Below are 21,428 nucleotides of genomic sequence, written 5' to 3'. Positions count from 1 at the left end.
CGATATCTGAAAATCCAGTTTGAACGAGGTATTGCTGCAACGGGGACTTAGATTGGTTTCGTACACGGCACCGGGTGTGGTGGGCATATCGCTTACAAAGCTTGAACCGCTGCGAGGACCCGGGCAACTGCCGCAAATGCTTTGGTATATTACCCCGCGTTTATCAAAACGGCTGGTACCGCCATCCACGTGGTCGTCGGTTTGTGTCCCCCCCAAATAGGTAGCATACAATAGACTTTGCGCTGCGGGAGTGAGCACGCCTACCCAAAAATCATTTCCGTCGGTAGTGTTTTGTATAGCGGTGGGTGTTATTGGCAACCCGTTGGTACTGCCTGCATGGTTTGCAGATGAAATATCTGCTCCCCAGCCTGAGAAATATATGTTATCGCAATTATCCACCAAAAAGGCCGTAGGCGAAATATCAGGGCTGTTAATCCTATTACCAATAGTAGTTGATAAAATCAAACTATCCAGTTCCCGAGTAAGCTGCTGGATAAACTGTCCCCTGTTTGGCTGTCCGTACATAGCCTTCTTAATGGGCATATTTCCTTCGGTTTGTCCCGCGGCGTATATAAAGTTCTCTTTATCTATGTCAACAAAATATACTTGGTCGTACCCAGCACTACCGATGTAGGTAAGGTAATTTAGGTTGTGATTATCGGTCGCATCGTAAACGGCTACGAAACCATCTGAACGGCCTCCCAGATAAGATGGGTTAAGAGCATTTGACGAAACGGGTAAGTCGGCACTGATAGTACCTCCTCCTACAATTATATTGTCGTTATCATCTATTTTAACAGAGTATAGGGCATCGTTTCCGTTGCCGCCCATGTAGGTACTCCATTTTAAGTTGATAAGTGAGCTATCGAGCAAAAAGACCACCCCGTCATACCCTGCCTTTTTAGCATTTTGATGGGGTTTCATCTGCGGAAAATCAGTTGATTGTGAACAGCTTGCAACCACCACATTACCGCGAATATCTACGTACACATCCCCCCTAAAATCATCGGCGTAGTTATACACTAAGTTGCCTGCATTAATACCGTCATTACCCGAACCACCCATATAGGTAGAACCCAACAACACCTTACCGTCTTGGCTAAACTTGGCCACCACTATATCAGCATTGCCTACGCCACTATGTTTAGCGGTATCAAAACAGCTCTTAATTATAGGGAAATTATCAGAAAAGGTGCTGCCCAGCATTACCAAACGATCTTCGGCATCTACCACTAAGCTATGAGGGTAATCGTTGTCGGTACCGCCCAAATAGGTAGCATACAGCAATATCTTTCCGCTTGAGTCGTATTTGCTGATACCGATATCACACGGAAAATGGTCGTACGGGCCATTAGTACTGCTAGACCCCGCAAACGTTTGTTGGTATGCCCCTGCTGTGGTGGGGTACTTGCCATTAGGCAAAATGGGGTATGGCTCAGTAACGTTACCGCCGGCATATAAGCTTCCGCGCGAATCATAGGTGGCTGTAAAGCCGAAATTATCAGCCGTTGAGCCGCTATAGGTAACAAACACTAACACAGGGTCTATTACCAACGGATAGGCTGGATTATAATCACCTGTTTCAAATCCTAATACACTGTTTTTAAGTGTGTACCTGCAATCAACCATCACCTTTCTGTCGCCAATGTATTGGTAAGCTTCAGGTATTTGCTCTACCAACGTATTTACAGACGTTTTTACCAGCAATTTGCCGCTTTCAATAGCCATTGCTTCTTGTCCGCTATACTTTAGTTTTACGGTATTAACAGCCGTATTGGGCTGAATGATAAAATCGTATTTAAGACCTTGGGGAGAGGTGTACATTTTTATATCAACCCCTTGCCACACATTTTGAAGTTGCAAGCGGTAATAACCTTTTACCCCGCTTGCCCATTTTGCGGGGTCATTACCCAAGTAGTAGTTATAGTAAGGTATTGTGGGCGATGTGGCTATGGTTGTATAAGCATCTTTTGCCCCCAAAAAATCAACTTTTAATACATGATACTTATAGCTTTGAGGAGTTGGGGTATCTGCTTTGTGCCCGCTGTGGTTGTGGATGATTCGGCCAAAAGTCTCATCATCATAAAAAAACCAGTTAAACCCTTTTTTTTCAAGATGAAGATAACCCGCAGGCACTTGGGCACGGTATTGCACACGATTATCCCACTGACCCTTGTTTTCAATAAATTCATATTGGGCAAGCAACCGAGTGCTGCTGCAAAGCAGCAACATAAGCACTGATATATATACGATTGCTTTTTGCAAGTTCTCTTTCTTCTTAAGACACTTTATAGCGTCAAATAGTTGTCCTTTATATACAAATATAAGCGGTGATGACCAATTGTTTACCCCCGTGTATCAACAGAACGGGGTGAAGGTATTGATTTTATGAAAAAGTGTACCTGTTTTTATACAACAGCCGGTTGGTTTACCTCAAACCCGTGTTGGTGGGAATTTATGAATAAGCCGCGACAGTACTAATTTTTAAGCCGTTCTTTCAGCTTACGTATCTCTTCCTGCAATTTTTCGTTTTCATCCACCAAAATCTCAACGCGTTGGCGTTCAGTTTCTATTGCTCCTGTAAGGTTGATGATAATATCGCCGTCTTGTCCGTTTTCAATGGTTTCTTTAAACCCGCGTAAATATTCATTCTCCTTGTTTAGTGCCGCATTCTCTTTTTTCAAGCGTTCTATTTCGGCCTTCAACTCTTTATTCTCGTTTTTCAGTTTTTGAGTATTGGGAGGTGTACTGCCTTCGCCCGTTTTTTTAGACAACTCAGTCACTACAACCCTCAAACTGTCGCGCTCAACTTCTAATGCCACTATTTGTTCACGCAGCTTTCTGATTACATCTGTAAGCACAGGATTATCTTCTTCCTGTTTTTTCTTCTGCATCTCCTTGCGCAGCTTTTCCTTTTCGTCGTTACTTACGTATATCCGTACATAATCGACACTCATTTTGCTTTCAGGCCCCACGTACAAGCCTATTTTACCGCTTTTGTAAGACACCTCGCTAAATGCAGTAATAAACTCCCCGTTGATGTATAAATCATACATCTTCTCCTCCATGCTTACCGCAATAATATTGTCCTCACCCCTATCTGCAATGTTTTTGTTACGTTTCCAACCATCGCCTATTGGCTTAAAGGTTGACCCGTTAAACTTACTGATACGGTATTGTTTCTTGCCGTTTATCTCAATTAAAAATGCTCCCTTACCGTCTTCCTGCGCCATCACTACAACCCCTGCACTGGCACTTTTACCGTTGTCTTCGTCCAGCTTAATTTTAAACTCGGCTTTGTGGGTAGTGAAACTGATTTTTTCATTAGGGAACACCAATCCGTACGATTGAGTATTCATACGGTACATAATGTACTCGCCGCCTTGAATAATAAACACCTCATCGGCGTTGGTATTTTGCCGCCACAAGTTGGTATTTGTAGCGTCAAACTCATCGGCCCAAATTATTGCATCTAAATTGCTTAGCACGGTTTGCTGGGCTTTTACGAGCACCGTTAGCTGAAAAATACAAATTAGCGTTGCTAAAATCCTTGCCATTATTGGTTTTACTGAATAGCAAATGTATTAAAAGTTAGGCAGATTACTGAAAATGTGATAGCTTGCGCCCGCATTTTTTAATAGCCCAATTAGAACTTTTACTGTTAAAACGTCGTTATGTTGGGTAACATTGTTTTTGATACAAGCCGATGAAGAAATTTATAGCCATATCGTTACTGGCCTTTACTGTGCTGTTTGCAGGAAGTTGCGCTAACGATTTAGATACAAATGCCGACTGGAAAGAAATTATGGTGGTGTATGGTTTACTGAATGTGAACGATACCGACCATTATGTGCGCGTGAACCGTGCCTTTTTGAGCGAAAACCAAAGTGCACTTGAGATAGCCAAAATTTCCGACTCTTTATATTTTGATTCACTTGAAGTTACTGTAGAAGAATTTAGCGGTAACAGCATGCGCCAATCGTTTCGCCTTACTAAGTTTTATGTGGGTAAAGACACCGGTATTTTTGCAACTGAGGGCAGTTATGTTTATACCTTCAAGCAAAAACTGGATATGGCGTATAAGTACAGGCTGGTGATTTATAACAAGCTTTCTAAGAAGTATACAACCGCTGAGACAGTTTTAATTGGGAACCCTACCTTATCAAGCCCCAGTAACTTTACCACCAACTACATTATTGATACTGCAAAAAACCTGAACTTATCATGGACAGCTGCACCCAACACAAAGCTGTATGATTTGACTTTGCGTTTTTACTGGAATGAGTACGACAGTGCCTCTAACCAATTATTATCGTCTGATAACTTTATTGATTGGCCTATTTTACAAGGTAAAGATGTACCTGTATCAGGTTCTATGCGCAGCAACATACCCGGTATCGGGTTTTACCATTTCCTTTCAGAAAACCTTACTGCAATTAATGGCAAATACCGTGTACCACAAAGATTTGACTTTATGTATTGGGCAGCGGATAAGGAATATTACCTGTACCGCAGTGTGAACCAACCTAGCGTAGGCTTGGTACAAAAGAAACCTGAATATACTAATATAAGCAGCGGTAATTACGGTTTGTTTGCCAGCCGTAACTTGTACACTATCAAAGGGGTGAGTATTTCACAACAAACAGTGGTTTCGTTGCAAGTAAATACTCTTACCCGTAAGCTTAAATTCAGACCGTAATATTTATTTACCGTCTTTCTCCATCATACCTCATTTAAACCTTTAGGCATAAAGTATCGTTAGTTGTGTAAACTATGATATTTTGATGCTAAAACTTTACTATTCGATTATTTCTGCTTTACTGTTTTTCGGGCTGTTTTCAAGCTGCTCAAACGATTTGGATGTTAACGGCAATCCAAAGGAAGTAATGATTATCTACGGGTTGCTTAATGCCAACGATAGTGAACACTATGTACGGCTTAACAAAGCTTTTTTAAGCGGTGACGAGAGTGCATTTACCGTAGCAAAAATATCAGACTCGATATACTACGACTCTGTAGAGGTGACCATTGAAGAGTTTGACGGACATTTTATGCGAAGCTCTTTTAAACTGCAAAAGAAGTTTACAGCCAAAGACTCAGGAATATTTGCCACCGAAGGTAGTCACGTGTATTACTTTAAAGCCCCTCTAAACATTAACTACCGCTATAAACTGATTGTATTTAATAAGCGTACCCAAAAAATTGCCATTGCTGAAACCCGCTTGGTGGGTTTTCCAAAGCCCATTGTTCCCAACCCTGCTACAACCGATTTTATTTTAGACACTGCAAGACCTGTGCGGATGCAATACGTTACACCCCAAAATGCAAAGATGAATGATATTATCATCCGCTTTTATTGGGATGAGTACGACAGCGCTACGGGTCAACTTGTGGCTGCCTCAAAATACATTGATTGGCCGCTGCTGCAAAGCTATGTTGTGCAACCGGAGGTTGAATTAAAACTCTTTCTAAAAATTACCCCGTTTTATTATTTTCTTGCTGATGCCCTACCTGTATTACCTGCCAAATACAGGGTACCTGCCAAATTGGATTTTATATTCTGGACCGCCGATAAAGAGTATAAATATTACCATGATATTATACGTCCTAACACCATGGTAATGCAAAAAAAGCCCGAATACACCAACATAAGCGATGGTAATTTGGGCTTATTTGCAAGCAGAAACCAATACATTATTAAAGGGGTTACTATTGGAAATAGTACAAAAAAACTGCTTAGGGATAATCAAATTACGCGCAAGCTCAACTTTAGGCTGCAATAAGCGGTATTACTTAATTACAAGCTGTTTGCTAAACCGTTTGTACACCATAAATGCTACAGCAATAAGTAAGAATACTGCCCAAAAACGAGCCAAAAACAGCAACAGTGCTTGTATCATGCCCCAACCGTATTGTAATGAATGTAGCAGTTGAGTGCCAAAACCCTGTTCATAGGCTTTTACACTTTGGGGATTGGCTATGATGGTATTTATCACGGTACTGTTTTGGTAAAAATCGAGTTGTACGGTGCTATATTGTATATCCTCGTTCAACTGCATATTCTCAATAAGGGCTTCATCGCTTTGCATCAGCTTACTTAGTTTGCTTTCCTCATCGTAGCATCCGTTAGGTCCGTCTGCCGTTGTTACATCTTTTTTAGGTCTATTCGCAAACTTATTTAGTCGTTTTTGCTCAAGGTTATTTGACAGCAACTTTAAACCTACATTATCTGCATGAATAATGCGGTAATCAAAAAAATCAACGACCTGACCAATCCCTCTCAAAAATGGGTCTAACTGCTGCTTTGGCACTCGCACAGTCATTGTATTGGTTACCGTGTAATGGGTGCTTTCAAGCAACGAGTCTGCACTCACAGGAGTTTGGCTGGTTTGTGAGACCTCACTACGCAAACGGGTATCAGTAATATACCCACCTGCTTTTGTTGCGTGGTCTTCAATTGCGTACGTAGCATTTACCACATCCTTCACCCTGAATTTCAGTTCACCGGTTACAATAAATTTCTTTGAGGTATCAGATAAGCCCATGCGGCTTATTGAGGTTTCAGGCTTGGGAGGAGTTCCACTGTCAGCAGCAATAATTTCACCTAAATCATGCGCCGCTTTGGCTTCTTGCGGTGCTTCGTTGTTTTGGCAGCCCAAGGCAATAACAGCCAAGGCCACCATGGCGGTGGTTTTTGTAATTAGATTCATAAAAGGTTTGTTTACAGGCACAACGTATTATAAACGGGCATTATTTCACCCGTTTAGACCTGTACATACCTTTTATCGACTAAAGGTAAATGGTAAAATGAAAATTTATGCAGAAAAGCCCTGCATCACCTGTCCCAGCTCGTAAATATCAGTAAAGCTATTGTACAATGGTACAGGAGCCATACGGATTACGTTGGGCTCGCGCCAGTCGGCAATCACTCCGTTTTCGGTTAGGTAATCAAACAACTTGCGTCCGTTATCTTTTACCAATACCGATAGTTGGCATCCCCTGTCTTTAGCATCACGAGGGGTGATGATGGTAAATGTATGCTTACCGCTTTGGGTAAGTCCGTCAAGAATAAACTCAAGATAACCTGTAAGGGCTTCGCTTTTTGCACGCAGGTTCTCAATACCGGCTTCGGCAAATATCTCCAATGATGCGCGGTGTATAGCCATTGGGAATACCTGTGCATTGCTCAGTTGCCATCCTTGTGCCCCTTGTGTGGGTTTAAACCCTTTTTTCATCAAGAAGCGTTCGTTTTCATCGTGACCCCACCAACCTGCAAAACGGATTAGCTCAGGGTTGTTGCAATGACGTTCGTTTACAAACACCCCCGAAGTACCGCCGGGTCCGCTGTTCAGGTATTTATAACTGCACCATACCGCAAAATCAACGTCCCAATCGTGTAGTTTCAAATGAAGATTACCTGCTGCGTGCGCCAAATCAAAACCGCACATTGCACCTGCTTTGTGAGCTGCTGCTGTTATGGCCTGCATATCAAAAGCCTGTCCGGTATAATAGTTTACACCGCCCATCATTACGGTGGCTATGCTGTCAGCATTGGCCTCAATAGTTTGTAATATATCTTCGGTACGAAGGGTATATTCTCCTTCACGGGGCTTTAACTCAATAATAGCGTCATCAGGATTATAGCCGTGAAAACGTGCTTGGGTTTCCATCGCATATTGGTCGCTGGGGAATGCGCCCGCTTCCATCACTATTTTATAACGGTTGCCTTTGGGCTGATAAAACGACACCATCATCAAATGCAGGTTGGTAGTCAAGTTGTTCATTACCACTACTTCTTTGGGTAATGCACCTACCACTTTTGCAGCATTTTCAGTTAAAAAATGGTGGTAGCTGAACCACGGGTTTTTGCCTTTAAAGTGTCCTTCAACGCCAAACTCTGCCCAATCGGCAAACTCTTGCTCCACAAAAGCGCGGGCGGTTTTGGGCTGCAAGCCCAATGAGTTACCTGTAAGGTAGATTACATTTTTAGAATTGTGCTGAGGGAAATAAAAGCGGTCTCTGTATCCTGCAAACGTATCGCTGCTATCCATACGGGCAGCAAACTCACGGGTATTTTCGTAATTAGCCATAACTGGGCGCGAAATTAAGACTTAGATTTTGTGTATGAAAGGAGTTGACCCAAACAAAAAAGCCGATGCGGATGCATCGGCTTATTATCAGGGTTGTGTTCATAATGTGTGTCAATGTCCGTGCCCGTCATCAGGGCTATGGCCGTCTTTCTCTCCGTCTTTCTTCGGAGGGGCTGTATAAGGCAGTTTCAATTCGTTATACAACACCTCTTTCAGTTGCTCAGCACCTAAGCGTTTGGCCATAATCATCTTGTTTTTATCCAACAAGAAAATTTGTGGTGTGCTGGTAAGATTGTAATACTTACGGAATTGTGAAATGTTCCAAACATCGGTTACGTTTATCCATTTCAATTGATTATCGCGGATGTATTGAGCCCATTTATCCATATCCTGCTCTACACCTACTGCATACACTTCAACACCGCGTGCCTTCACTGTATCATAGAAGCCTTTAATAATCGGCATTTCTTTTTTGCAATGGCCGCAATCCGGATCCCAAAACACCAATACCGTATAGTCAGCTTTCACATCATACAGGTTGGTAGTTTTCTCCTTACTCAACAAAATGCCTAAGTTTCTTCCCCTCACCTCTTCGTTGGTATCACGGTCAACAATCTTGTTTATTTTACGTTGAAGAGTTGAATCGAACATTTCTAACTCAGGAGCAGGCATAAAGCACAATGAGGGTAAATACGATTCTGCATTGCTGCGGGTACGTATTATCTCTGTAGAGTCTAACCAATAACAATCGTTAAAGTTGTAATACTTGGCCGCCAACCTTATAGCCACACCATCCATACATATATACTGTGAGTTTTGGTACTTATTCATAATATGAACAAGCGTGAAACGGAATCCCTCTTTGTTTGGCCTCGCTCTTTCAATTACACTTACCGCAGCAGCATACAACGAGTCGGGGTGTTGCACCGTTACTTTCTCTAAAAAGCGATTCAACTTACCTTGATATACAGGAGTGCGTAGTACGCAACCGCTGGTAAAGTTCACATTATCCCAATAATGGTCGCGATAGTAATAATACTGCCAATTACTGTCAGCACCAATCGGTGCATCCGGTACATCAGGCTCTGTCATTGCTAAAAACAACTGGGTAAGCACCGCATTGGGGTACCTTTTTATAAAATCAGTACGGTAAGCATACACCTCTCTGGGTATGCCCTTAATCCTATCGTTAATTTTAGTTACCGTATCACGCTTGGTAGGGTCGTTCAACCATTCTTTAGCACGCTTTTTCAGTTCCTCCTCTTCCATCCCTATTTTATAGGTGTATTGGTTGAATTCAAAAAAGATTTCGTTTTCCCTAGAACCTTTCACCTTCATGCTCATCATGTAGTTGGCAGTGTCGGTTTCCAGTGTAAAATCAGTTTCACTTACTACAAATTCAAACAATTTCACCCTGTTCACGGCAATCATGTATATACCGCACTCAAGGGTGGTATCACGCTTAAACGTTACCCAACCTTTACTATCCATTCGGGCAGAATCGGCCAGATACGTGTTATCGCCCATATAATGGGCAAGGTACGCCAAGGTATCTTTTAACCCCTTAATACGGATTTTAATGTTGTACGACGGCTTATCACCTGCAAAAGCAGCAGTTGCCATCGAAAAAATGATTGCGGTTAGTAGTAATACTCTCTTCATCTAGTACGGTTTCTTTTTTCAAGATTAAGCAAAAGCGAAATGCGTTGCATACAACACTGCCGCAATTTTTTTGCCAGTTTGTGTTATCCCCTGAAAATTATACAAAACAGGTGGTTTTAGCCGTAAGCGGTTTACTAATTAATATGTGTAAATCTTCCATCCTTCCCTGCATATTGTTTTAGCAAGCCCGCTCAACAAATACACTACTTGCAGATTCACCCCTTCAAAAAACAACTTCGGCTAAGTTTTAGCACTGGGCTAATATTATTTTAACCCAAAAAATGCTTCTTTGTAGCCAATATAAAATGAGAAAGCTGCTATACATAGTGCCGTTGCTGCTGCTTTTTGCAGCTATTGGCTGCAAGCCACGCAATTATGTTATACAGCAGATTAGTCCTGCGGGCAAGCGGGTTAATACTCTTGATAGCCTTAACCGTCCCGACAGTGGTATCCTTGCTCTTATTGCTCCTTACAAACTGAAGCTTGATTCACAAATGAAGGTGGTAATAGGCAGTACATCGGTTGATATGCCTAATACGCGCCCCAATGGAACTTTAGGAAATTTTATTGCTGATATACTTAAAACCCAAACCCAACGTATTATTAAAACCGATATCGATTTTGCATTTACCAACATATCGGGCATACGCCAGCCCATGCTACCGGAAGGAGAGATAACCAAAGGAAAAATATTTGAATTACTACCCTTTGATAATATGGTTGTGGCCGCTGAAGTGAAAGGCGAAACCCTGAAAAAGGTGTTTGAACAAATTGCGGCAAAAGGCGGCGAGGCCATTACCGGTTTTAAGCTTACCATAAAAGACAACAAACTGGTTGAAGCTACTTATAATAATATACCCGTTGATTACACAAAGAACTATGTAGTGTGCACAACCGACTTTTTGTTTACCGGCGGTGATAACTACACCATGTTTAAAGAAGGTGTAGTTAAAGAATATAAAACAGGCATTACCATACGCGATATGGTAATGGACTATATATATAATATATGTGCAGTAAACGGTGCATTAACCCCACAACCTGATGAGCGGATCACAATTCAATAGAAAAGAGTTTATACGCAACGTGGTGGGTGCGGGAATGGCCGTAGCCCTTAGCAAGTTTCCGTTAGAGGCGGTTGCTAAGAGTGATGGGCTAACTACCTTTACTATACTGCACACCAACGATTGGCACAGCCGTATTGAACCCTTCCCGATGGACGGGGGTAAATACCAAGGATTGGGCGGGGCGGCTTATAGGGCTGCCATGATAAAGAGAATTCGCAGTGAAAACGAACACGTATTGGTATTAGACAGCGGTGATATGTTTCAGGGCACACCGTATTTTAATTTTTACGGAGGTGAAGTTGAGTTTAAATTGATGACCGAAATGGGGTACGATTGCGCTACGTTGGGCAATCATGATTTTGACGGCGGCATTGACGGGTTGAAAAAACAGTTGCCTCATGCGGGTTTCAGTATCATAAACAGTAATTACGACTTTAGTAACACTGCTTTGAAAGATACTTTTAAACCGTATAAGGTATTTAAATTAGGAAAAGTAAAAGTAGGAGTTATAGCCGTTGGGATTGATTTACAAGGACTGGTTCCCAATGTACTGTGGAATGGACTCTCCTACACCAACCCTGTGGAAAAATCTAACTTTTGGGCAGAATATTTAAAAAAAACCGAAAAGTGCGACGTAGTTGTGTTACTTTCGCACCTCGGTTACAAATACAGTGATGACAAGGTTTCCGATGAATTTTTAGCAAAAAACTCAAGAAACATCGATGTTATACTAGGGGGCCACACCCATACTTTTATGGAAAGCCCCGTAAACATTACAAACCTTGACGGAAAGCCGGTTTTAATTAACCAAGTAGGCTGGGCGGGCATCATGCTGGGACGGCTTGATTTTACAATGGTTTCGGGAGAAATCGCCACTAACCCGCAAAGCACTATGTTAAAAGTTTCCGAAAAGTCAACGTAAAAAAATTTTTTTGTTAACTATTTTTAAAACAATTTTACACACCCTTAGCAGAACGGAGGAATAGAGCCTATGACGGAAAAGACCGCAGAAGAAGTATGGAATAACTGTTTAAAAATTATTAAGGACAATGTCCCGCCTCAAAGTTTTAAAACTTGGTTTGACCCAATCAAGCCAATTAAACTTGAGGACAAAGTTTTAACCATCCAAGTGCCCAGCCAGTTCTTTTATGAATGGTTGGAGGAACATTACGTAACCCTGTTGCGCAAAACTCTTAAACAAGAGTTGGGCGTAGGCTCTCGCCTTGAGTACAACATTATTGTTGAAAACACGGCAGGGAACAATCCGTACACTATTAACATGCCCACCAGCAATGCGGCAAAAATTGACCCTAATGAGGTAGGTATGCCTCTTAACTTAGGGACAAACATTAAAAACCCGTTTGTGATACCCGGGTTGCGAAAAGTTAATGTTGACTCGCAACTGAATCCAAACTACACCTTTGAGAATTATATTGAAGGCGACTGTAACCGTCTTGCACGCAGTGCGGGCTTTGCAGTAGCTAATAAACCCGGCGGCACAGCCTTTAACCCCCTTATGATATTTGGCGGTGTAGGCTTGGGAAAAACACACTTGCTGCATGCCATAGGCAACCATATTAAACAGCTTAATAAGAATAAGTTTGTTCTATATGTATCGGCTGAGAAGTTTATCAACCAATTTATTGAATCGGTTAGAAACAACAACAACAGCGATTTCATCAACTTCTACCAATACCTTGATGTATTGATTTTAGATGATGTGCAGTTTTTTGCCAAAAAAGAAAAAACTCAGGAAATATTCTTTCAGATTTTTAACCACCTGCACCAAAACGGTAAGCAGATAATATTGAGTTCTGACCGTCCTCCAAAAGATTTGAAGGATATGGACGAACGCCTGTTGTCTCGCTTCAAGTGGGGATTAAGTGCTGATTTGCAAACTCCTGACTTTGAAACCCGCGTGGCTATATTAGAGCATAAAATGTATGCCGACGGTATATCATTGAGCCACGACGTTGTGGAATATGTTGCCCATAATATAGACAACAACATCCGCGAACTGGAAGGTGCATTGGTATCATTGCTTGCACAAGCCTCTCTTAACCGCAAAGAAGTGGATATTGAGCTGGCCAAGCAGATGATGAAGAACTTTGTGAAGAATGTATCGCGTGAAATTTCAATCGATTACATTCAGAAATTGGTATGCGATTACTACGGCATATCCGTTGACCAAGTGAAATCAAAAACCCGTAAACGCGAAATTGTTCAGGCTCGCCAAATATCAATGTTCTTTGCCAAAGACCTTACCAAGGCTTCGCTAAAAAACATAGGTATGCACTTTGGTGGTCGTGACCACAGTACTGTGATACACGCTTGCCAAACCGTGAATGATTTGATTGAAACTGACAAAAAATTCCGCGGAGATGTTGAAGAAATCTCTAAACGGATTAAAATAAACACCATGTAAGTGTTTATTTATAAAAGTATAAGAATGCTGCCCCGCAAAGGCAGCATTTTTTATTTTTGGAATATGGAAACCCTACCCCCTATTAAGCACGTGGCTACTATTAATGCCCCTATTGAAAAAGTGTACGAAACCCTTACCACAGGAAAAGGCTGGGACGGTTGGTTTACAGACGGGACTGTTTTGGATTTGGAAACCAAAAGAATACAACTGGTTTGGACAATGAACGGCCCCTACAAAGCCAACGGAATTGAAACCGGTCCAATACTTAGTGCAATACCTGATAAAGAGTTTTCCTTTAAATGGCACGAGGGCTCACACGATACGACGGTGACATTTACACTTGAAACCAAAGACAATAAAACAAAGATTACAGTAACTGAAACAGGCTACCTGCCTACCGATAAAGGCATGTGGCAATTATTGGATTGCGCTATCGGTTGGGGCGAAGCCATCACCCTGATGAAGTTTTATTTGGAACACGGAATTAGGTACGACAGCGGTTGGTAATTAATCTGTCTAAGTCGTTACTGTGCCTGCTTAGTTAAGCGAAAGTTGCATCGTACCGTCGCTGTTTACCTCAAAAGTAATGTGCTGCTGCAAGGTGGTAGCTAACGAAATGCCTGTATAATCGGCAGAAACAGGGAAAATCTTGTGGTTACGGTCGGCCAATACCACCGTTTTTATCTCAGCCGCACCGCCTTTAAAAAAGGGGTAGATGGCAAACACCATCGTGCGGGCAGTATTAAGCACATCGTCAACAATTATAGCATGCAGGCCTTTAATATCAGCCATATCAATACTTATAGCCGTGGTATGCTCACTGGGTTTTTCTTTTTCAATCTCAATCTTAGCCACTGTTACCGTTAAAGGCGATATAGCCCTCAATTCAGCACCAATCTTCTCGGCCAGCAAATAACCGTGCTCGGCAATACCGGCCACAATTAGCGCGCTTTGCTCCACGTGTTGCTCATATATCTGATAAGCAATACGTTTAATCTTCCTTTCAATTTGTTCGTGGGTAAGGATTACCATGCCTAAAATCTTAAAAACAATATTACACAAAATAGGCAGTCCCCGCAAAAGCCCTTTTGGTTTTAGTTTAAAAAAAGTGCATTTTGCACCATTAACCTTACAACTAACTGAAGAAACTATTACAGGCTTATGAGCAAGCAGAACGAAAAATGGGGTAGCCGATTAGGACTTATTCTGGCAATGGCAGGGAACGCTGTGGGATTGGGAAACTTCTTGCGATTCCCCGTGCAGGCTCTTAATAATGGTGGTGGGGCATTTATCATCCCTTATTTGGTTTGTTTTATATTAATGGGTATCCCTTTGTTGTGGATTGAGTGGAGTATGGGACGTTTTGGGGGCAAATTCGGCCACCACAGTACTCCTTTTATCCTTGACAGTATGGACAAACGTAAGTTCTGGAAATACTTCGGGGTATTTGGAATCTTCACCAACGTTGCAGTTGCTGCCTACTATTGCTATATAGAGTCGTGGACAATGTCGTACGTGGTGCATTCGGTTACCGGCACTTTTGATGGCAAACCGATGACTTGGGTAGCCGGATTTTTTAATAACTACCTTGATATTTCTACCAGTACCACAGGCATTCCATACGAAGCTGTTATCTTCTATATCCTGTGTTTAGTACTTAATACCTATATCTTATCACGTGGATTAAGCGGAGTTGAAAAGGTTGCCAAAATAGGTATGCCGCTCCTAATTCTTTTTGGTGCTTTCCTTGCCTTTAGAGGGCTAACCTTAGGCACTTCAGGTGCATCTGCCGAATATCCAAATGCAAGTGCTATTGATGGTTTAAATTACTTATGGACACCGCAATACGGTAAACTAACCGACTTGAAAGTTTGGCTAAGTGCTGCTGGACAAATATTCTTTACACTTTCAGTAGGTATGGGTACTGTACATTGTTACGCGGCATACTTACGAGCTAACGATGATGTGGCTCTTAACGGTATCTCAGCAGGTTTCACAAATGAGTTTGTTGAAGTTATTTTAGGTGGTGCTATAGTAATACCCATTGCAGCCGGTTACTTAGGCTTGGATTGGGTAAAAGAAAATGCTGGCTTTGGAATGGCCTTCCAAACCATGCCTTACTTGTTTGAAAAGTGGGGACCGATACTTTCAGCCTTGGCTGGTGTGTTTTGGTTTGGGTTGCTGTTTTTTGCCGGTATCACCTCCTCCCTTGCAATGGGTACGCCACTAATGGGCTTTTTGCAGGACGAATTTGCCGTAAGCCGAAACAAATCGGCAATGGCCTTTGGTTTATTAGTATTGGTAATGGGCTTGCCTACCGTACTGTTGTTTACAAAATCGGCCACAGGAGGGGTTAGTCTTATTGCGTTTGATGAATACGATTATTGGGCGGGTACGGTATCGCTGGTGGTATTTGCCATGGCCGAAACCATCTTATTCTCTTGGATATTCGGTATTAAAAAAGGTTGGGCAGAGATTAACGCAGGAGCGGATTTAAAAATCCATATTGTATTCAAATACATTATAGGATACGTTACCCCTGTAATGTTGATTATAGTTTTCTTTGGGGCATTAATCACTCCTGAAGGAAACGATTGGGGTGCAGCTTGGCAAAGCTTTACATCTGGTGGCGGCTGGCCGTTGGATAACGGTTCAGTACTTAGCATGCTAACCATGACTGGTTTGAATGAAAAACTTGCTGCTGCTACTGACCCTACAACCATCGAAACTCTTAAAACAGCTAAACTATATACATACATAGCCCGTTTCTTATTAGTGGGTCTGTTTGCAGGTATTAGCTGGTTGGTATTTATTGCCTACCGCAAAAGGCAACGTGCTGAATTAAAAACTGCTTAAAAAGAATTTTATGAATACAGAAGCATTGGTGATAATGATTTCATCGCAGGTAATTATAACGGCTTTTACCGTATATTTCTTTTATAAGGTGTTCAAGAGTCCTATTAATAAAGACTAACACTTTACCGGTAATGAAAAGAATAGTACAGCTTGTAGCAGTATTGCTTTTTACGCTAACCCTAAATGCGCAGTACACCGAAAGGTTTCCGCTTTCGGATGAGGTTAAGGTTTTTAATAAAACTAACAAAATAGCCTCTGTTACCGCTGCTGTAACTTCTGATACTAAAACATCAACACTGTTTGAACAGTTTGATAAAAACGGCATGCTGGTCTATAAACGCCAATCGGGAAGTAATATCCGCTCCTACACTTATAAGTATGATAAGAAATTACGCCTTACCGAAATTATAGACAGCACCAACGATTTAGTATTCAATAAAATTACTGCCGGGTTTATCACGTTTAAGTATCACGATAACGGCTTGCTAAAAGAGCGTAATCTTGACGGAAAAAAGATTGAGTTTGTGTTTGATAAAACACAAAACAAGCTGGCCGAAAAATACCCTGATGAGGAGGAAAGCACTACGGTGCTTGATTACTACTACGACTCAGTATTACGTTTGGTAAAAGAATTTGCCAAAGACGAAGAAGTGGAAGAAACCATATTTATTGAATACGATAATCTGGGCAGGGAAGTAAAAATGCTTTTAGTTTCCAAATACACCGGTGGTTACGATAGTATTACCACCATTACTACCTACAATGCCCAAGGGTTGATTGAAAAAGAAAGCCGTCATAAAATAAACGGAGCTATGCTGTTTAACGACGATGGCACGGTGGAGGAAGGCTCTTTAGAAGTTTCTGTAACCGATAGTTACTGGGCATACGAGTACGACAATAAGGGAAGAAAAACCCGCATTACTGCCTTTGAAGGAACATCAGTAAAACCGCTATACGAAGAAACCCATACTTTTGCGACCGCCAATAACATTGAAACCGAAACCATTATTACAGTTAGCGGCGCATCTAACCGCTCTGAAGAGGTGATTATTTACAACGGCCCCAAAGGTTTAAAGGGAGAAAGTACCTTAAAAGACACTCGCTTGGGTAACACAAAAGAATCTTCAACCAAATACACATACACCTTCTATTAATCTCTCCTAAGTTTTAACCTCGTTGTTTGATTTACACCATGAACTTTCAAATTATTTTGAAAATTCGATATTATTGTTTTACTTTGTTATGTGAAACACGAAGAAGCCAAACAAAAGTTTATACAAGGCTGGGGCAGCTTGGGTACCAATTGGGGTATTAACCGCACAATGGCGCAAGTTCATGCGCTGTTGCTTATATCTCCTACCTCATTAAGCACGGAACAGATTATGGAAGAACTGCAAATCTCTCGCGGTAATGCCAACATGAATGTACGTGAGCTAATCAATTGGGGATTGGTTCGCAAGGACTTAAAGCCGGGTGAGCGTAAGGAGTTTTTTTATGCTGAAAAAGACATTTGGAAGGCTGCTATGCAAATTATTAAAGAGCGCCGTAAGCGTGAGTTAGAGCCGCTGATGCAGGTATTGGGCGAGATAAAAACGCTGGACAAAGACGATGACAGTGCCGAAGCAAAAGAGTTTACCAAAATGATGGGCAATATTGAAGACGTAATAGGCAAAGCCGACGGGGTACTTGATAAACTTGGCCGCGCACAAGACAATTGGCTGATGGGAACAATGATGAAACTTCTTAAGTAATAACTGATGAATTTTAAGTTTGCTGATATATGGGTACAAGTATTAGTAGTTATTGCAACTATTGTTGCCCCCTTTATTATTAAAGATAGTTTAGGAGCACTTATAATTTGTTGCGCTATCTTTTACTTAGGCATGGGCATTTGGCAGTTAATCAGTACCCTTGTTCATTTCATTAAGCCACAGTTGGTTCGTTTTCCTCGATTACGCAAAGTATATCACTTATTACTGCTTCCTGCTCTTGTATTGTGTGTTATTTTACCACTTGGCGACATGAGCAATTTTACTGTATTTACGGCAATGACAACCGGTTTCCTTATGGCTGCTTTTTATTTCAGCATCACCATTGCTGAATTTAGAAAAATGAAAAAGGAATAATTTTTTTATATTACATTTCAAATTTTACTGAAAATACAAAAATAAAATTTAACAACATGAAAACTCTTAAAGTTATTGATTTCTCAATCCAAGCATTGATTATAGCAGGTAGTATTTTATATATACTCGTAAGCCAAAACTTTTTCGGACTTATCCTTATCTATATAGGATTAGGAATATACCAACCTCTTAGCTTCTTTATTCAGTTCATGACATACACAAGCGTAACAAAGCCACGACAACGTTACGGCTTGAGTGTACTGGCATTTTTTGGACTTCTATTTGTTACTCACTACGTATTGAAAATTGATAACGAGATATTTACGCTCACATTTTTCGGTATTGCAGCGGGCATCCTTGCAGTCTATTATCTGCTTATAAGTTATGAAGAAACGTTTGAGAAATAATGCAACCGGGCTGAACCAACCACGTTAAAACATCTTACTGCGTTTCACAAAAAACGGAATCAGTATTTGCATAAAATCCTTGTTCACATCGGCCTCAACAAACTCAATACGGTATTGGGCGCAACGCTGGCGCAACTGCATCATATAATCATTCACTTGCGCCAAATAAGCGTCCTTCACCTCATGGGGTTGCAGCTTCACCTCTTGGCCGGTTTCTTTATCAATAAATATGTACGGACGGTTTTCAAACTCAAAGTTCAACTCGTGTTTGCCGTCGTTCACATGAAATAATATCACCTCGTTTTTACTGAATTTGAGGCGTTGCAAGGCTCTAAAAAGCTCTTCACTGTTTTGTCCGGCCTGAAACATATCGCTAAACACCACTACCAATGATCGGCGGTGTATTTGGTCGGCAACGGCAGTAAGTGCATTGGCCAACGAAGTGTTGCGGTTTAGTTTTTCTTTCAGCAACAACTGCTCTAATTGCGCCAGCATCAACTGATGGTGCACGGTTGACGATTTGCATTGCGAATGAAACTCTAACTCTTGCGCAAAAAGGCTAAGCCCGAAAGCATCGCGTTGTTGCCTCAGCAAACTCATCAATACCGCAGCAGCGTAGATAGAAAATCGTATTTTGCTCATCCCCTCTTCGGGGTAATACATACTGCTGCTGGTGTCTATCACTATTTGGCAACGCAGGTTGGTTTCCTCCTCATAGCGTTTCACAAACAGTTTTTCAGTACGGGCAAATAATTTCCAATCAATGTGGCGGGTACTTTCGCCCTTGTTGTATAATCTGTGTTCGGCAAACTCTACCGAAAACCCGTGAAAAGGGCTTTTGTGCAAGCCCGTTATAAAACCTTCAACCACTTGCTTGGCAAGCAACTCAAGGCTTCCGTATTGTTCTAACTCTTTTTGTGTGATTACTGCCATGTGTTATCGTTGTATAGGGTAAGTTATCCAACTCATCCCCATGGTATCGTTTTCTTGTGCTGTAAATTTTAGTGTACCTTCAAACCTATTATTTTCTTTGCTAAAAGCTATATTATAATAGCAAAGATTTCCGCCGCGCCCTCTGTAGTTCATTACAAAATCATAAATACCTTTTTTGGGTTTTAAAGTAAACAGTTGAGATACCCACGTTGAAGCCGTTGTATAAGGCTTGCTTAGTGCCGAATCTAAATCAGTCTCTTCTAATACCACTGTATAATTGATTAAGCTATCCGCTTTTTCGTTGTATCCAAACAATGTACTAAAACAAGATATACAGCCCATTTGCTCGTACAAAGCAAACTCGTGTTTTTTACCATCGCCATTGTAATCGTCTAAATACAAAACATCAGCCCTGCCATCTTTTATACTATCACCGCCCAAAGCATGGTATTTTAATTGACCCAATTCAGACTTATATTTTGGATTGGCAATACAAAAGGGAATTGTAAAACAATCGCGTATGCCCTCCCACGATGCCCCGTATATAGGTATTGTGTTTATTATTTTCTGATTTTTAATATCAATTAACGAAACCCTTGCCCTGCCTTGAAAAAAACCCTTACCCATTGTAACCGATGGACAAGAATAAGGCTCACTTTCAAAACCAACCCTGCCACTATCTACCCACAAGATAAATGCCCTGTTGGGATAGCCTAATATAGTTTGTTGCTCAACAATCAGTGCTTGAGACGACAATCCTAACTTTTTTGCCAATGGTTTGCGAGCCAAAATATCCTGTTTAACGATTTGAAATACATGAAACGATTCGTTTTGTAAATAATATTCGATAGAGGGGTCTTTTTTTAATAATTGTTTGGCCGTTTTAACATCCAATACCGAATCGAAATTCAAATGCAGGTTATCAAACTCGCAATAGGTAATAGCCTGTATTTCGTCATCAGTCAAGTTATTTACCGTATTAACAGAATCAGCGCGAGGACCGGTTTCTATGGATACCGTATTTTCACTTTGCTTTGTATGGCAAGAAAATAAAGTTAAACTAAATATGACGAAGGTAATAGCGCGCATCATACTGCTAACGAAAATACAAAGGTTTTAGTTTCTTATACAGGTTTGGTCGATAAAGTAAATGTTCGGATACTACAAAGAATTGTTTGGCGTTTCTAAAGCATGAAAACTTACCTATTAATCATTGTTGCTGTATGCTTGTTTACAACAAGTTGCAAAAAAGAAACTACGCACACACAAGCACCTGTTAAAGACCTTACTATTGGTGCTGATCTTGCTGCTTACCATATTTTTAAAAAGGGCTCGTATTGGGTTTATAAAGATTCGATAAGCCAACAAACAGATACTATAACTGTTATTAAGAGCCATTTAGGAATTAAAGACGAAAAGGAATTTGATTCGGATACGCTCATAAGGTATCAGGTAGGCGGGGTGGTTTATTCACACAGCAGTTCTTTAAAAAACAGTGTTTATAGTATTCATGGTCCCACATATCATAATTATACCTCTGAGGTTAACACGGCAGGAATATTTATGGCTTTCCCCATGCTTACTACCAAGGTAATAGGATATGATGGTAAACTACATTTACCCCCTACTGAACAAGCTGTTTCGGTGGGAACATTTTCGTTCCCTTTGGGAATTGAAACCGATTGGATTGCTTTTGGTACGTCTGATTATAATCAACATACAAATAGGTTTACCTACCAAAAATTTGTGTTGGCAAGGGATGTGGGAATTATCAAACGGTCGATTAAGAACGATACACTCCATGTTGTTTGGGAGTTGGTGGATTATAAAATAGCCCAATAGACAAAACAAAAAAGGGGAGC

Annotated in this window: 20 protein-coding genes; 12 read left to right on the top strand and 8 right to left on the bottom strand. The window is 41.1% G+C overall.

Annotation, left to right across the window (positions count from 1 at the left end):
* Window positions 1-2,265: hypothetical protein (locus F9K23_10780; GenBank protein ID KAB2915732.1), on the bottom strand; the 2,265-nt coding region annotated here is incomplete at its 3' end.
* 212 nt (window positions 2,266-2,477) lie between these two features.
* Entirely contained in the window at window positions 2,478-3,557 is a 1,080-nt protein-coding gene (locus tag F9K23_10775; GenBank protein ID KAB2915731.1) for a hypothetical protein, read from the bottom strand.
* Window positions 3,558-3,706: 149 nt separating this feature from the next.
* On the opposite strand from F9K23_10775, the gene F9K23_10770 reads away from it, so the two are divergent.
* On the top strand, window positions 3,707-4,699 hold the full coding sequence (locus F9K23_10770; protein KAB2915730.1) for a DUF4249 family protein: 993 nt from the start codon (window positions 3,707-3,709) through the stop codon (window positions 4,697-4,699).
* A gap of 85 nt (window positions 4,700-4,784) precedes the next feature.
* On the top strand, window positions 4,785-5,783 hold the full coding sequence (locus F9K23_10765; protein KAB2915729.1) for a DUF4249 family protein: 999 nt from the start codon (window positions 4,785-4,787) through the stop codon (window positions 5,781-5,783).
* A 6-nt stretch (window positions 5,784-5,789) separates the two neighbouring features.
* On the opposite strand, the gene F9K23_10760 is transcribed toward F9K23_10765, so the two are convergent.
* From F9K23_10760 to F9K23_10750, 3 genes are all read right to left on the bottom strand, one after another.
* Window positions 5,790-6,710: a DUF4349 domain-containing protein gene (locus tag F9K23_10760; protein ID KAB2915728.1), complete on the bottom strand. Its 921-nt coding sequence runs from the start codon at window positions 6,708-6,710 to the stop codon at window positions 5,790-5,792.
* Window positions 6,711-6,815: 105 nt separating this feature from the next.
* On the bottom strand, window positions 6,816-8,090 hold the full coding sequence (kynU, locus tag F9K23_10755; protein KAB2915727.1) for a kynureninase: 1,275 nt from the start codon (window positions 8,088-8,090) through the stop codon (window positions 6,816-6,818).
* A gap of 111 nt (window positions 8,091-8,201) precedes the next feature.
* Window positions 8,202-9,752 carry a redoxin domain-containing protein gene (locus F9K23_10750; protein KAB2915726.1) on the bottom strand — a complete coding sequence of 517 codons (1,551 nt, stop codon included), beginning with the start codon at window positions 9,750-9,752 and terminating at the stop codon, window positions 8,202-8,204.
* 281 nt (window positions 9,753-10,033) lie between these two features.
* Between F9K23_10750 and F9K23_10745 the strand changes: the two genes are divergently transcribed.
* From F9K23_10745 to F9K23_10730, 4 genes are all read left to right on the top strand, one after another.
* Window positions 10,034-10,819 carry a hypothetical protein gene (locus tag F9K23_10745; protein ID KAB2915725.1) on the top strand — a complete coding sequence of 262 codons (786 nt, stop codon included), beginning with the start codon at window positions 10,034-10,036 and terminating at the stop codon, window positions 10,817-10,819.
* Window positions 10,797-11,741 (top strand): bifunctional metallophosphatase/5'-nucleotidase, encoded by a 945-nt coding sequence (locus F9K23_10740; protein KAB2915724.1) that lies wholly within the window; start codon window positions 10,797-10,799, stop codon window positions 11,739-11,741. The genes F9K23_10745 and F9K23_10740 overlap by 23 nt, the downstream gene beginning before the upstream one ends.
* Before the next feature lie 69 nt (window positions 11,742-11,810).
* Window positions 11,811-13,244: a chromosomal replication initiator protein DnaA gene (gene dnaA / locus F9K23_10735; GenBank protein KAB2915723.1), complete on the top strand. Its 1,434-nt coding sequence runs from the start codon at window positions 11,811-11,813 to the stop codon at window positions 13,242-13,244.
* Window positions 13,245-13,751 carry an SRPBCC domain-containing protein gene (locus F9K23_10730; GenBank protein ID KAB2915722.1) on the top strand — a complete coding sequence of 169 codons (507 nt, stop codon included), beginning with the start codon at window positions 13,245-13,247 and terminating at the stop codon, window positions 13,749-13,751.
* A 30-nt stretch (window positions 13,752-13,781) separates the two neighbouring features.
* On the opposite strand, the gene F9K23_10725 is transcribed toward F9K23_10730, so the two are convergent.
* A complete protein-coding gene (locus F9K23_10725; protein KAB2915721.1) occupies window positions 13,782-14,276 on the bottom strand; it encodes a phosphoribosyltransferase in 495 nt (164 codons plus the stop codon).
* Between the two features lie 129 nt (window positions 14,277-14,405).
* On the opposite strand from F9K23_10725, the gene F9K23_10720 reads away from it, so the two are divergent.
* The 5 genes from F9K23_10720 (at window position 14,406) to F9K23_10700 (ending at window position 18,633) form a co-directional block, all read left to right on the top strand.
* Window positions 14,406-16,100, top strand: coding sequence for a sodium:calcium symporter (locus tag F9K23_10720; GenBank protein ID KAB2915720.1), 1,695 nt, complete (start codon window positions 14,406-14,408; stop codon window positions 16,098-16,100).
* A gap of 131 nt (window positions 16,101-16,231) precedes the next feature.
* Window positions 16,232-17,254, top strand: a complete 1,023-nt coding sequence (locus F9K23_10715; GenBank protein KAB2915719.1) for a hypothetical protein — start codon at window positions 16,232-16,234, stop codon at window positions 17,252-17,254.
* 90 nt (window positions 17,255-17,344) lie between these two features.
* A complete protein-coding gene (locus F9K23_10710) occupies window positions 17,345-17,851 on the top strand; it encodes a transcriptional regulator (protein ID KAB2915718.1) in 507 nt (168 codons plus the stop codon).
* A 6-nt stretch (window positions 17,852-17,857) separates the two neighbouring features.
* The gene (locus tag F9K23_10705; protein KAB2915717.1) at window positions 17,858-18,226 is read left to right on the top strand and encodes a hypothetical protein; all 369 of its coding nucleotides are present in this window, start codon (window positions 17,858-17,860) and stop codon (window positions 18,224-18,226) included.
* 56 nt (window positions 18,227-18,282) lie between these two features.
* Complete coding sequence (locus F9K23_10700) at window positions 18,283-18,633, top strand: hypothetical protein (GenBank protein KAB2915716.1); 351 nt, start codon at window positions 18,283-18,285, stop codon at window positions 18,631-18,633.
* A gap of 24 nt (window positions 18,634-18,657) precedes the next feature.
* Here the strand turns inward: F9K23_10700 and F9K23_10695 are convergent, their stop codons facing one another.
* Window positions 18,658-19,566 carry a DUF58 domain-containing protein gene (locus F9K23_10695; GenBank protein KAB2915715.1) on the bottom strand — a complete coding sequence of 303 codons (909 nt, stop codon included), beginning with the start codon at window positions 19,564-19,566 and terminating at the stop codon, window positions 18,658-18,660.
* 3 nt (window positions 19,567-19,569) lie between these two features.
* The gene (locus F9K23_10690) at window positions 19,570-20,658 is read right to left on the bottom strand and encodes a hypothetical protein (GenBank protein ID KAB2915714.1); all 1,089 of its coding nucleotides are present in this window, start codon (window positions 20,656-20,658) and stop codon (window positions 19,570-19,572) included.
* A 99-nt stretch (window positions 20,659-20,757) separates the two neighbouring features.
* Here F9K23_10690 and F9K23_10685 point away from each other — a divergent pair, with 99 nt between their 5' ends.
* Window positions 20,758-21,408 (top strand): hypothetical protein, encoded by a 651-nt coding sequence (locus F9K23_10685; protein ID KAB2915713.1) that lies wholly within the window; start codon window positions 20,758-20,760, stop codon window positions 21,406-21,408.
* Window positions 21,409-21,428 lie beyond the last annotated feature (20 nt).

It is taken from the genome of Bacteroidota bacterium (assembly GCA_008933805.1).
Taxonomy (GTDB): Bacteria; Bacteroidota; Bacteroidia; order UBA8524; family UBA8524; genus SB11.
Note: the sequence above shows the minus strand (reverse complement) of the source record. Positions and strands in the feature narration are given on the sequence as shown.

Excerpts from the sequence above, each read along its gene's own strand:
- F9K23_10775 (KAB2915731.1), bottom strand. The coding sequence starts at position 3,557 with ATGGCAAGGATTTTAGCAACGCTAATTTGTATTTTTCAGCTAACGGTG.
- F9K23_10770 (KAB2915730.1), top strand. The coding sequence starts at position 3,707 with ATGAAGAAATTTATAGCCATATCGTTACTGGCCTTTACTGTGCTGTTT.
- F9K23_10765 (KAB2915729.1), top strand. The coding sequence starts at position 4,785 with ATGCTAAAACTTTACTATTCGATTATTTCTGCTTTACTGTTTTTCGGG.
- F9K23_10760 (KAB2915728.1), bottom strand. The coding sequence starts at position 6,710 with ATGAATCTAATTACAAAAACCACCGCCATGGTGGCCTTGGCTGTTATT.
- kynU (KAB2915727.1), bottom strand. The coding sequence starts at position 8,090 with ATGGCTAATTACGAAAATACCCGTGAGTTTGCTGCCCGTATGGATAGC.
- F9K23_10750 (KAB2915726.1), bottom strand. The coding sequence starts at position 9,752 with ATGAAGAGAGTATTACTACTAACCGCAATCATTTTTTCGATGGCAACT.
- F9K23_10745 (KAB2915725.1), top strand. The coding sequence starts at position 10,034 with ATGCTTCTTTGTAGCCAATATAAAATGAGAAAGCTGCTATACATAGTG.
- F9K23_10740 (KAB2915724.1), top strand. The coding sequence starts at position 10,797 with ATGAGCGGATCACAATTCAATAGAAAAGAGTTTATACGCAACGTGGTG.
- dnaA (KAB2915723.1), top strand. The coding sequence starts at position 11,811 with ATGACGGAAAAGACCGCAGAAGAAGTATGGAATAACTGTTTAAAAATT.
- F9K23_10725 (KAB2915721.1), bottom strand. The coding sequence starts at position 14,276 with ATGGTAATCCTTACCCACGAACAAATTGAAAGGAAGATTAAACGTATT.
- F9K23_10720 (KAB2915720.1), top strand. The coding sequence starts at position 14,406 with ATGAGCAAGCAGAACGAAAAATGGGGTAGCCGATTAGGACTTATTCTG.
- F9K23_10715 (KAB2915719.1), top strand. The coding sequence starts at position 16,232 with ATGAAAAGAATAGTACAGCTTGTAGCAGTATTGCTTTTTACGCTAACC.
- F9K23_10705 (KAB2915717.1), top strand. The coding sequence starts at position 17,858 with ATGAATTTTAAGTTTGCTGATATATGGGTACAAGTATTAGTAGTTATT.
- F9K23_10700 (KAB2915716.1), top strand. The coding sequence starts at position 18,283 with ATGAAAACTCTTAAAGTTATTGATTTCTCAATCCAAGCATTGATTATA.
- F9K23_10695 (KAB2915715.1), bottom strand. The coding sequence starts at position 19,566 with ATGGCAGTAATCACACAAAAAGAGTTAGAACAATACGGAAGCCTTGAG.
- F9K23_10690 (KAB2915714.1), bottom strand. The coding sequence starts at position 20,658 with ATGATGCGCGCTATTACCTTCGTCATATTTAGTTTAACTTTATTTTCT.
- F9K23_10685 (KAB2915713.1), top strand. The coding sequence starts at position 20,758 with ATGAAAACTTACCTATTAATCATTGTTGCTGTATGCTTGTTTACAACA.